Below are 11,548 nucleotides of genomic sequence, written 5' to 3'. Positions count from 1 at the left end.
ATTCGCGCGAAGTCGGTCAACTTCCGCTTCTACAGAAGTAGAAGGTCAGAAGTGATTTTTCAGGAACAAACCACCTGCCCGGCTGCCGGAACGGAGCACGTTAGAGTGCACCCCGTCGACCCACCCAAGATTGCGACCAGCGTCGCGGCCACTGCGACTACTTTCAGCGTTCTCTTGGTGCTCGTCATCGGCGTACCTTTCTCGCTGGTGGTTAGAAATCTGTCTAATTGGATGCTATAACCGTCACCGGCGCAGCGGAAGCATGTTTTGCGCATTTGTTGAATAATAATCTCAGTCCGGTTTTACAAAGTCGTCCGCAGCCACGCGTCAACTCGCCGCGATTGTGGGCGCGCTCTCGAAGTGGGCGCGGCGCCGCGGGAAGCTTGTCGTGGTGAAGTCCAATGAGGAACCACCAAATAACGGCAGCGATTAGTCCTTTAACCGTATGTTGAGCTAAATGCCCGAGTTAGTCAGCACGCGCCAAGAATCATTCAACACCTGAACGGTCAAGGGTTCCCGCCTGGTCGGTGAACCGAGCGTCGAAGCGATAACCCCGTGGCCAGACCCGCAGGGTCGAATCCCGTCAGCCCGAGGCAAACCCTTACGCCGCCCTCGTCGCGACGGCCGTCCAAGGCAGCTCGAGCGCGCCATCGCGTTCGTAAGGCACCAGCGACGCCTCGAGCGTCGAGCGGATCGCGCCGATCTGTTCACTTCGCAGTGAGCCGACGAGTTCCGCCACGGGCCCGGCGACCTCGGTCACGTGCGCCCAGTATTCGTCCACGCTGTCGAAGCGCATGGCGCCGGTGATCTCTTCGACGGTGACATCCGAGAAGCCCGCACCGGAGGCGAGGGCGTGATTGCGCTCGAGGGTGGAAAGCGAGAAGAGGCCCCCGGGAGCGAAGGCGTCCCCAGGCGGCGCGACGCCGTTCTGCAGCAGCGCCACCACGATCTGGAAGATCCACGGGTTGCGCTCGGGTGGAGCCCACGTCGAGTAGGTGAATTGGCCGCCCTGCCGAAGCACCCGCCGGACCTCCGCGACGGCCCGTTCCTGCTCGGGCACGAGCATCAGCCCGAACCGGGAAAGCACCCCGTCAACGCTGCCGTCGGGCAGGTCGATCTGCTGCGCGTCGATGACGCGGCACTCGACGTTGTCGAGACCGCGATCGCTCGCGCCCCGACGGGCAACGGCCGCCATTTCGGGCGCGAAATCACTCGAGATGAGCAGGCCGGATCCGCCGAGCCGCGCGGCGGCGAGGAAGCCTGTCTCGCCTGGGCCCGCCGCCAGCTCCAACACCGTTTGGCCCGGCCGCGGATTTACCTGTTCGACGAGCCACTCGGACACCGATCGCACGTCGCAGAACAGGCGGTCTCGATACTTGTCCCAGGCCGCTGCAACCGCGCTCCACTGGCGCAGGGCTTCCTCGGCCGAGTTCGTCTCAGCCATGCTTGCCCCCAAACTCGGTGACCTCCGACCGCGAGTCCGTCGGGTGTCTGCAGCGTACTGCGAGCCCTGTCGCGCCTGATAGGACAAGGAGCCCGCGCCCTCATCGGGGACGTGTCTCACGGCTACGACAAAGTGGCTTGGCCCGGTTGGACCGCTTGCACCGTCCAGGCGGCGTTGCGACCGTGTCGATGCTCGGCGACGCGCACGCCCTCGAAGCCCGTGGCGCGGCACTGGGCCGCGAAGCGCTCGGCCTGTTGTTCGGTCCACCCGTGGCTCGCCAAGCCAGTCGCTCCAGGCTTGACCCGACGCTCGATTACCAGGAACCGCCCGGTCGGCGCCAGCACACGCCGTACCTCGGTGAGTCCGGCCGTGACGTCCTGCCAGTGATGCACAGTCTTCAACGACCACACCACGCTCGCCCATTCGTCGGTGAGCGGCAGCGCTTCTGCGGTGCCCCGCGCCCAGTTGATGCTCGCGTCGCGCCGTGCCGCAATGCCGGCGAGACGCAACATCACCGTAGCCGGATCGATGCCGACGACGCTGGCACCTCGCCGGGCGGCGGCTCTTGCCGCAGTGCCAGGACCGCAACCGATGTCGACGACCCGGTCGCCCTCCGATACCGAGGCGAGGTCGACGGTAAGCCGGGCGTTACCGCGTCCCATGAAAAGCATGAAGAAACCAATAGCCGCACCGGCCACTCCACCAAAGCCGGGATGGTCGGCGTGATGATTGACGACGGGTATCGACGAATCGGTCATCGACTTAGATCTTGCCACTTCAACCGCTGTGCGACATGGCTGCCCGGGCGCTTTCGCTGGCGGGAATCGCAGGCCGGCCTACGGCTCGAAGGCCGGAAGAACAGTGCCGGAGTCGCGAATCTCCCAGATGCTTTTTTTGGTCACACCATCGAAGTTGATCTTGTTCAACGTTTCTCGCGAATACGTGAGGTCGATGGCAACATGAGTCGAGGTGTTGCCGTACGGGTCGGTCATCGGGAAGGTGCCCTGCACGTTCACCGCGGACGCATCAGGATAGGTCGCTTTTGCGTATTTGAGGATGTCGATGGTGTCCGACCGGGCACCGTCTTTGATCATCTGCTCGGTGTAGTTGTCACGAATGGCGAATCGGGCGTCGACCACGCCGCCGTTCGGCCCCGGGTCAATGGTGAAGGTGACGCCATCGGGCTTCTTGGGCCCGGCCGGTGTCGGCGGCGCCTCCTCGGTCGGTGTCGGCGGTCCCTCCGCGGCCGAAGTGCTCGATGGGCTCGACGGGCTGTCCTTCTTCGGGTCGAAAACCCAGCTTTTGCCGATGAAGATAAGGAGAACGAGGGTGCAAAGCGCCGCCAGGGCCAGGGCGGCCTTTCCCGAGGTGCCTTTCTTCGCCGGCTCTGCGGAGAACGCCCACTCGCTGGTCCAACTGGTGCCGTCGAAGTACCGCTGCAGCCCGTGGCCTACTGCCGGGTCGGGGTACCAGCCCGGCACCGATTTGGGCGGGGGCGGCGCCTGTTCAGATGGCATCTATCCATTTTCGTCGCGACAGAGGCATCCCGGCTACCCGCCTCGAAGGCCGCTCGAACCGGACCGCGTTTTGTGAGCCGTCATGCTGTCAGTCTTTCAGTCCTCGCGCTCTGGCTCGGTGAGTTCCGGCGCGTTCTCACGAGTCGCCATTCCTCCTTCGCGACCGTGATCCGCCGGACCGGGGCGGCCGCCCTTCGGCTCGTCGTCGTCCTTCTCCGAATGCCTGGCCATCGCAACCTCCTTCGTCGACGCAAGGACTACCCGCACCGGCACAATCTGACTCCGAGGACACCAAGGGGACTGCGAAAAGCCGCATTGCCAAGCCTAGGCTCTGAACATGGCTGACGGCGGGCACGATCTCCGCGGGCCCGCGCCCCGCGACGCGCCGTCGCCCAGCCGGCCCTGCGTTGGTGAGTGTCCGCAGGTATGAAGCTCGTGTGCGATCGGGTAGGACTACGAGTGTGATGAATCCGCAGGAATTGGCTCGGGAGCTTGGGCACCCCGGCGCACAGAAGCTGCTATCCGGCTCCATGGCCCGGCTGGCCTACAACGGACATGATGGCTTTCCGCGAGTCATCCCCGTCGGGTTCTCCTGGACCGGCGAACGCATCGTTGTCTCCACGGCACCGACCTCCCCGAAGGCGCGCGCGCTTTCGTCACGTCCGAAAGTCGCGTTGACGATCGACACCGGCTCGACGCCAGAAGAGGCGAAGGCCCTTCTGGTGCGGGGGCTTGCCACACTGCAAACCGTCGACGGCGTCACCGATGAGTACCTCGCGGCAGCGAGGAGGTCAATGGACGGACCCCAACTTGCCGAGTTCGAACGCAACGTGCAATCGACTTATAAGCAGATGGTGCGCATCTCGATCGAGCCGCAATGGGCGCGATTTTATGACTTTGGGGCTGGAAGGTTACCGGCTTTCCTCGCGAACCTCGTCAACGATGGCTAGCGAAGCCCGGATGTTCTCCACTACCGCGGACGACGACCGAGCGGCCAGCCGCAAACCGCTTGCGTTACGGCGCTTTCCGGAGACCGGCGAGTGAGTTTCGAAGTCCACCGTCCAATCGGATCTGGACGGCTGCCACCGCGATCATGATCGCCGCGGTCACCAAGTGCACGATCGCGTCGGTGATGTTATTGGGAAAGTTGAACACGAAGGCGACTTGATGGGAGAAGAAGGCCCAAATGCCGGGCAGCGCACCGGCTATGGCGGCGAGCAGTAGATACAACACGGACCACGACTTCCGCATCGCGAACACCAGGCCCGGCGCAAATAATGCCAAACCGGCGACGGCATGCCAGCCGTTGTAGTCCATTCCCAGCAACTGAACGGTCGGCGCATTGGGCCCGGTCGCGAAGCTGGGATTGATGACGAAGCCGACCACCGCCTGAACGACATGAACAACACAGATGATCAGCAGCCCGATCTGGGCGAAACTCCACCTCACATTGCACCCCCTTGTGCGCGGCAAGATGGCCCGAATACTACGTAATGTAGTAGATTCTTGCAACGGCGGCGGTGGCTACGCTGTGCTGTTCCGTTCGATCCAGTGCGTGAGCGCATCTTCGAGCGCGGTCGCGACGTCCACACCGGCGCCATCAGCGGCCTGCTCAAACCGCTCGACCAAGTCGGTGCGGATTGAGATGCCCAACCGGGAGCGCGGTGGTTTTGGCTTTGGCGGCAGGTCTACCGGCACGTGTCGCGCGACAGACGCGTCAATGATTTCGCGAAGTGCCGGTATGTCGTCGAGCAACCTGGCGAGATCGTCGCGTTCTATCCGCAATAACTCGGCCGGCCCGATCGTCGTTACCGTCGCAGAACGCAGTCTCCCACGGTGGAGCGCCGATTCGCCGATCACCTCGCCCGGCCCCAGCGCGGCGACGCGGTCCCGGCCGACGTACACCCCCACCTCCCCGCTGAGCAGGATGTAGCACGAGTCCGACGGAGTTTGCTCATGTATCAGCGGCAACGGGGCCGACGTCGAAGTGCGATGAGCTGCTTTGGCGAGACGCTGAAGTTCAGCATCCGAGAAGTTAGCGAATGTGGCGTACCCGCGTAGCCGCCGAGCGTCTTCCTCATAGCGCTTCGCGTCGGCCTTCATAGCGGACTCCTGACGTGCGACGTGCCGCTGACACCGAAGAGCGTAACGCGGATTTACCATACGAACGGCATAAATCCGCGACATACATCTACAGCCGTGCCGACTACGTACCGGATGTGGTATTGCGAACGCGGAGACCGGGTGCGTCAGTTCCGACCGGGAAGCCTCATGACCGTGCGGACGATGGGCAGGAGCGACTTCTGCCAGAGTTTCCCCGGGATGCCAAGGGGCGGATCGAGATTGAACACCCGTGCGGTCGCGATCGTCTGGGATTCGGTGTACTTCAACAGACCCTCGGGACCATGTCGGCGGCCGACGCCGGACTGGCCCATCCCGCCCATCGGCGCGCTGAGGCTGCCCCATGCGAATGCGTAGCCCTCGTTGACGTTCACCGTCCCCGACCGCAACCGCGCTGCGATCTGCTGGCCCGCTGCGGAGGAACCGGCCCACACACTGGCGTTGAGCCCGTACTCGGTGTCGTTGGCCTTCTCGACGGCTTCATCCACGTCGGCGACGGGATAGATCGAGACGACCGGCCCGAATGTCTCGTTGGCCGCGCATTCCATCTCGGGCGTGACATCGGTCAGGACCGTCGGCTCGTAGAACAACGGGCCGATGTCGGGCCGTGCCTTAGCGCCCGCAATCACCTTGGCGCCCTTGGCTTTCGCATCGTCCACGTGATCCGTCACGGTGTCCAGCTGACCCGCGGAGATCAAGCTGCCCATGTCGACCGAGAAGTCATAGCTGCTTCCCAGCTTCATGTTCCGCACCTGGGCGCCGAACTTGCCGATGAAATCGTCGGCGATGTCCTTCTCGACGTAAATGCGCTCAATCGAGATGCACAGCTGGCCCGCGTTCGAGAAGCACGCGCGGGTGGCCGCCTTTGCGGCCTTGTCGAGGTTGGCCCCCCGCGTGACGATCATCGCGTTCTTGCCCCCGAGTTCGGCCGAGAAGCCGATCAGCCGACGGCCCGCGTGTTCCGCGAGCTGCCTGCCGGTGGCGGTCGAGCCGGTGAACATCAGGTAATCGCAGTTGTCGATGATCGCCGTGCCGACCACCGAGCCCGGCCCGGGCACGATCGCATAGAGCGCTCGCGGCAGGCCGGCCTTGTACAACAGCTCGGCGCACGCGAGTGCGCAATATGGTGTTTGGCTGTCCGGCTTGAGCACGACCGCGTTGCCCGCCAGAAGCGCGGGCACCGAGTCAGACGCCGTCAGCGTCATGGGATAATTCCACGGCGAGATCACCCCGACCACGCCCTTGGGCTGGTAACCGACCGTGGTCTTGCCGATACCGGGGAGCAGCGCCTGCACCGTGCGAGGCTTCAGCAGGTCCGCCGACACGCGCACGTAATAGTTTGCGTTCGCTATCAGGTCGACGATTTCCTCCTGCGCCGCCCATCGGGCCTTGCCGGCCTCGGCTTGCAAAAGATCCATCAGGAACTCGCGGTTCTCGAAGACCAGGTCCCGATAGCGGCTGATGACGTCGATGCGCTCGGTGACCGGGCGGTTAGCCCAGGCGACCTGGGCCGCCCGCGCCTCGGCGAATGCGGCTTCGACATCATCGGCCGTGCCGACCGGGATCGTGGTCAGCGGCTTGCCGTTGAAGACCTCGTCGATCGTCTTGGTTTGGCGTGCCGTGGTGTCTTTGATCGCGGCCAACTGACGTAGGCGATCGAAGGCCTCGGCTGACGGTGCGGGCATGTCATTACCTCTCGCAGAAGCACGGCTGTCTGAAACACCAGACTATTGGCTCTGCAGCGCCATGCGTGTGGGTGGCCGCAATGGATGCGCTCATCTGCGGGTTAGGCGCTTCGACAAACGGGTAGTGGCATAACCAGTGCGCAACCAGGATCGGTTCGAAGTGATCGCCCGAGAGATGGCCCAAGGGGCATCGGGCGTATGTTGCTTGCTTTTGGATCGCGATCTGCGGATCCGCGGGGCAAGCAAAGACTACGAGCGCGTCACGCTGCACGAGCACGGCGAACTTTCCGGGCAATACCTCTTCGACGCCTTCCCGGACAATCCCAAGGATCCGCGCGCCGACGGGACGGCGAAGCTCGCGCTGTCGCTGGAGACGGCGATGCAGAGCGGCCGCACCCACACGATGCGGATGCAGCGCTATGACATCCCCGATCCCACCGCCCCCGATGAATTCCTGCCGAAGGTGTGGAGCCCCACCAACTCCCCGTTGCTCGATCATGGCGAGCTGGTGGGCGTGGTGCACAGCGTGAAGGAAGTCTCGCGAAGCAAACAACTTCTTGACGAGGTTGCGCGCGACGTCGATCACGGTGTCGCTTGGGATCCGGCAGATCTGCTGCACACCCTAGAAGCCGTCAGCGCCGTGGAGACCGGCCTTGACCTCCGGCGCCAGCAGGCGCTGGCCACCGAGAACACGCAACTGATGCGCGCCATCGCTACCCGAGACATGATCGGCCAGGCCAAGGGCATCCTGATGGAGCGATTCAATATCGACGCCGATAGAGCGTTCGGTCTGTTGACCAGACTCTCGCAAGAGACCAACACACGGGTCGAGGAGATCGCTCGCAACCTGGTTCAAACGGAGCGCCCGCCACGTTCGGGCTGAGGCGCCCGCTGCCCTCGAATCGCGAAAGGTTTGCACGAAGGCGAACCGGATGCGGATGGCGACGAGGCCGCCGTACCCGAATGAAATTGCGGCGCAGTGGGAATGCTCGCGGTGGGTGCGGATCACCCGTCGATTGAGCGCGTCAGTTCCGCGAGATTGCCCTGCTACCCTCCTTCAATGCAGTTCAGGAAAGCTGCGATCGCTCAGGTGGCGATAGTGCTCGCAGGTTGCGGCGGCGGGTCAACCCAGACAACAACACCGACGGTGACATCCACACGGGAAGTCACCCATACCGTCACGGTGACGTTGCCATCGCCGCCTTCCACCCCCAAAACGATCATTGAAACCGATGGAACGTATCGGGTAGGCGTCGACATCGTGCCGGGCACGTACCGCTCGGGCGGCACTAGCCCTGACGGTGAATCCGATTGTTATTGGGCCAGGCTGAGAAGCCTCAAACCAACCGACATCATCGATAGCGGCATCGGCACTGAATACCAGGTAGTGACGATCCAGCCGAGTGATAGAGCGTTCTTGACGCATAGCTGCCAGCCTTGGCAGAAACAGTGACCAACCGGCCCGAGGCCGTCAGGAGAGGCGGACCATCGCGGGACTCAGGCACGTAATCACGTTAAGACACAGAGGATTCGGCGGTAACGATTGGTAACCAGAGCATGGAGCACACGCGAACCCGCGGCTGCGGAGGTGGCGACAAGGCCGCCGTTGGGCGGACGAGCGTTTCGGTCCGACTACGTGATCGGCGTCGTGTAACCACATGCGCCCTCTGGCACTCATAGCTGAGACGGTGATCCGGGTTGCAGTTATTAATCGACGTGCACGAAAATTCTGCAGTGGCCCGGCGGCCGACCGCGCGCAAGGAGGCGGCCCTGCCACAACGAACAGCGCGGCGCGCAACCGTGCCCGATGCCGGGATGCCAGGGCCGAAGTCGATTACGCAGCCGTTAATTCGGTTGCACGCGTGCGCAATTGCGGTTTGCTGGCGCGGCTGGCAGGCCCGGACGTGTACCTTGGAGATAACTCGCCTGCCCCAAACTGGCGCTGCAATTGCGGCCTTCAGCCGCAAGGCGAATCGCCCTCCTCGCGGCACCGGGTGCGAAGTAAAACTGGTCGGGTTACACGAGAAGTTCGGCGGCGCAGGGGATTTGACATGACGAACGTGTTTTCTATGAAGCGCTGCGATGACATTTTCTCGGCGCAATGGGTATCTCCGCGCGCCGGGTCGAGCGATGAAGTTTTTCGCATGCCCCCCTGACGCTGCGAATGGTCCTGCATGCAGCCGTGGAGCGATTGTCGAGAGATTTCGTTTGGTGTTGCGGTGTGGTAGTAGTAACAGTGAGCGATTACGCGAAAATTCAAGCAGCGCCGGATATTTGACACGTGCGCAGCACCTGACCCTTGGAGTGTTTCATGGGCGTTGCCGACCGTGTCCTTCCGCTGACGCGGGGGCAGTTAGCCATATGGCTTGCCCAGCAAACCAGTTATTTCGATGCAGAGTGGCAGCTGGGCGTGCTGGTGCGAATCGAGGGCGCCCTAGAACGTGTGATTCTGCAGCGCGCGATTCGCCAGGTGGTGGGCGAAGCCGAAACGCTCAGGGCGACTTTCTTCCAGGTGGACGGGGAAGTCTTTCAAAAGGCCCTCGACTACCCCGACGTCGAGCTGGCCTACTACGACCTGAGCGGCTCGCAGGACCCCGTGCAAGAAGCCCGCGAAAGGGCATCATCGATCCAACAGACACCGCTGCCGCTCACTGGCCCACTGTTCAAATTCGCGTTATTCCAGACCGGAACCGACGAATACTACTGGTTTGGATGCTTCCACCACATAGTCATTGACGGGTTAGGCATTTCATTAATAGGCCGTCGGATTGCGGCTGTTTATTCCGCACTGGCATCGGGCGGGACGGTTTCTCCTGCCTTCTTCGGAACGTTGCCGGAACTGGTTGCCGACGAGCTGCAATACGAAGAGTCCGCCGATTATCTAGATGATCAAGTTTATTGGGCAGCCAACCTCCCTTCGGGAGGCGATCCCGATTACCGGTCGCCCCAAGCGGCATCCAAGCGGAATTCGTATTTGCCTTCCGTGCCTGTGCAATTGGACCCGGCCGTGGTGGGACAAATCAAAGGGTTGTCCAAATCGTTGGGCATCCGTCGGTCGTCGGTCCTGACCGCGGCGTGTGCCTTGTTGGTGCACGGGTTCTGCGCTAACGGTTCCGAAGAGGTGGTGCTCGACTTCCCCGTCAGCAGGCGCGTGCGCCCTGAGTCGAAGCTACTTCCGGGAATGGTGGCCGGGGTTGTACCCCTCGTCTTGAAGACGTCGCCGCAATCTTCGGTTGCCGACTTCTGTAAGCATGTTGATTCCCGGATACGAGAAACGTTGCGGCACCAGCGTTTTCCGGTGCAGGTTCTGGACGGCGAAGGCAACCCTCGTGACCCGCGGCAAGCGGCAAATCGCGTGGTCATCAACCACATTCTGGCCAGGCTCAACCTGAGCTTCGCCGATACTCCTGGAACAGCGGAATACACCACTTTTGGGCCGGTAGGTAATTTCGGATTCTTCTTCCTCGGATTCGGTGATCAGCATCTGCTAAGTACCCTCGGCGCGGGACAGCCATTCTCAGATTTTGATGTTTCGGATTTAGCAAACCGGTTGCAACGGATCCTGTCCGCGATGGCTGAGCTGCCGACACGGCGGCTGATGTCGATGGATGTGTTAGCTGTCGCCGAGGAGCCTCGCCTGAACCGGTGGGGTAACGGTGCGGTGTTGACCGAGTCGGCTTCGGCGGCGGTCTCGGTTCCGGAGTTGTTCGGCGTGCAGGTGATGCGGGCTCCCGAGGCGGTGGCGCTGGTATGCGGTGAGCGTTCCTGGACCTATCGGGAGTTGGATGAGGCCGCCAATCGGGTGGCGCATCTGTTGGTGGGGCGTGGCGTGCGCCCGGGCGGGTGTGTGGCGCTGTTCTTGCCGCGGTCGGCTGACGCGATCGTGGCGATTTTGGCGGTGTTAAAGACTGGGGCGGCGTATTTGCCGATCGATCCGGCGGTGCCGGCGGCGCGCTTGGAGTTCATGCTTGGCGACGCGGAGGCGGTTGCGGCGGTGACTACCGCCGGGCTGGCCGAGCGGCTGGACGGGCAAGGCCTGTGGGTCGTCGACATCAACGAACCCGATATTTCCGATTACCCGTCGACGGGCTTGCCGGCGCCGGCGCCCGATGACGTTGCCCACATCATTTACACCTCGGGTACTACGGGGGTGCCAAAAGGGGTGGCCATCACCCAGTACAACGTGGCCCAATTGCTCGACTCACTCGGTGCGGGCCTGCCGCCGAAACAGGTGTGGACGCAGTGTCACTCGTATGCGTTTGACTTTTCGGTGTGGGAGATCTGGGGCGCGCTGCTGCATGGTGGGCGGCTGGTGGTGGTGCCGGAAGAGGTGGCGGGCTCGCCGGAAGAGTTTCATGCCTTGCTGGTTGCTGAACACGTCAGTGTGTTGACGCAGACGCCGTCGGCGGTGGGGGTGCTTTCGCCCGAGGGCTTGGAGTCGACGGCGTTGCTGGTAGGTGGTGAGCCGTGCCCGGCCGAGGTGGTGGATCGGTGGGCGTTGGGGCGGGTGATGGTCAACGCCTACGGTCCGACCGAGACCACGGTGTACGCGGCGATGAGCGCGCCGTTAACAGCGGGCTCGGGTGTGGTGCCCATCGGGTCGCCGGTCTCGGGTGCGGCGTTGTTCGTGCTGGACGGCGGGTTGCGTTCGGTGCCGGCCGGGGTGGTCGGTGAGTTGTATGTGGCCGGTGGGGGCGTGGCGTGCGGTTATGTCAGCAGAGCGGGCTTGACCTCCTCACGGTTTGTGGCCTGCCCCTTCGGAGCGCCCGGTACACGTATGT

General features: G+C 63.1%; 12 protein-coding genes. 5 read left to right on the top strand and 7 right to left on the bottom strand.

Annotated features, from left to right (window positions below; translation table 11 throughout):
* On the top strand, positions 1-240 hold a 240-nt coding region (locus VFW69_RS15970), incomplete at its 5' end, for a hypothetical protein (protein WP_526502478.1).
* A gap of 361 nt (positions 241-601) precedes the next feature.
* On the opposite strand, the gene VFW69_RS15965 is transcribed toward VFW69_RS15970, so the two are convergent.
* The 4 genes from VFW69_RS15965 to VFW69_RS15950 form a co-directional block, all read right to left on the bottom strand.
* On the bottom strand, positions 602-1,444 hold the full coding sequence (locus VFW69_RS15965; protein WP_526502477.1) for a methyltransferase domain-containing protein: 843 nt from the start codon (positions 1,442-1,444) through the stop codon (positions 602-604).
* 122 nt (positions 1,445-1,566) lie between these two features.
* Positions 1,567-2,202, bottom strand: coding sequence for a class I SAM-dependent methyltransferase (locus VFW69_RS15960; protein WP_526502476.1), 636 nt, complete (start codon positions 2,200-2,202; stop codon positions 1,567-1,569).
* A gap of 78 nt (positions 2,203-2,280) precedes the next feature.
* Positions 2,281-2,961 carry a DUF2510 domain-containing protein gene (locus tag VFW69_RS15955; protein WP_526502475.1) on the bottom strand — a complete coding sequence of 227 codons (681 nt, stop codon included), beginning with the start codon at positions 2,959-2,961 and terminating at the stop codon, positions 2,281-2,283.
* Between the two features lie 96 nt (positions 2,962-3,057).
* Complete coding sequence (locus VFW69_RS15950; RefSeq protein WP_526502474.1) at positions 3,058-3,192, bottom strand: hypothetical protein; 135 nt, start codon at positions 3,190-3,192, stop codon at positions 3,058-3,060.
* Between the two features lie 233 nt (positions 3,193-3,425).
* On the opposite strand from VFW69_RS15950, the gene VFW69_RS15945 reads away from it, so the two are divergent.
* Positions 3,426-3,911: a pyridoxamine 5'-phosphate oxidase family protein gene (locus tag VFW69_RS15945; RefSeq protein WP_526502479.1), complete on the top strand. Its 486-nt coding sequence runs from the start codon at positions 3,426-3,428 to the stop codon at positions 3,909-3,911.
* Positions 3,912-3,975: 64 nt separating this feature from the next.
* On the opposite strand, the gene VFW69_RS15940 is transcribed toward VFW69_RS15945, so the two are convergent.
* The 3 genes from VFW69_RS15940 to VFW69_RS15930 all read right to left on the bottom strand — a co-directional run bounded on the left by VFW69_RS15940 (position 3,976) and on the right by VFW69_RS15930 (position 6,767).
* Entirely contained in the window at positions 3,976-4,410 is a 435-nt protein-coding gene (locus tag VFW69_RS15940; protein WP_526502473.1) for a DUF4383 domain-containing protein, read from the bottom strand.
* Positions 4,411-4,485: 75 nt separating this feature from the next.
* Positions 4,486-5,064, bottom strand: a complete 579-nt coding sequence (locus VFW69_RS15935; protein WP_526502472.1) for a cyclic nucleotide-binding domain-containing protein — start codon at positions 5,062-5,064, stop codon at positions 4,486-4,488.
* 146 nt (positions 5,065-5,210) lie between these two features.
* Positions 5,211-6,767 (bottom strand): succinic semialdehyde dehydrogenase, encoded by a 1,557-nt coding sequence (locus tag VFW69_RS15930; RefSeq protein ID WP_526502471.1) that lies wholly within the window; start codon positions 6,765-6,767, stop codon positions 5,211-5,213.
* 136 nt (positions 6,768-6,903) lie between these two features.
* On the opposite strand from VFW69_RS15930, the gene VFW69_RS15925 reads away from it, so the two are divergent.
* The 3 genes from VFW69_RS15925 to VFW69_RS15915 all read left to right on the top strand — a co-directional run.
* On the top strand, positions 6,904-7,650 hold the full coding sequence (locus tag VFW69_RS15925) for an ANTAR domain-containing response regulator (protein WP_526502470.1): 747 nt from the start codon (positions 6,904-6,906) through the stop codon (positions 7,648-7,650).
* Between the two features lie 177 nt (positions 7,651-7,827).
* Positions 7,828-8,220 carry an Rv1352/Rv1906c domain-containing protein gene (locus VFW69_RS15920; RefSeq protein ID WP_526502469.1) on the top strand — a complete coding sequence of 131 codons (393 nt, stop codon included), beginning with the start codon at positions 7,828-7,830 and terminating at the stop codon, positions 8,218-8,220.
* Positions 8,221-9,078: 858 nt separating this feature from the next.
* Positions 9,079-11,548 (top strand): non-ribosomal peptide synthetase (locus VFW69_RS15915; protein WP_526502468.1); only part of this gene is annotated, 2,470 nt, incomplete at its 3' end.

It is taken from the genome of Mycobacterium sp. (assembly GCF_036273375.1).
GTDB lineage: Bacteria > Actinomycetota > Actinomycetes > Mycobacteriales > Mycobacteriaceae > Mycobacterium.
The sequence above is the reverse complement of the archived record's forward strand: the minus strand, read 5'-3'. Positions and strand labels throughout refer to the sequence as shown.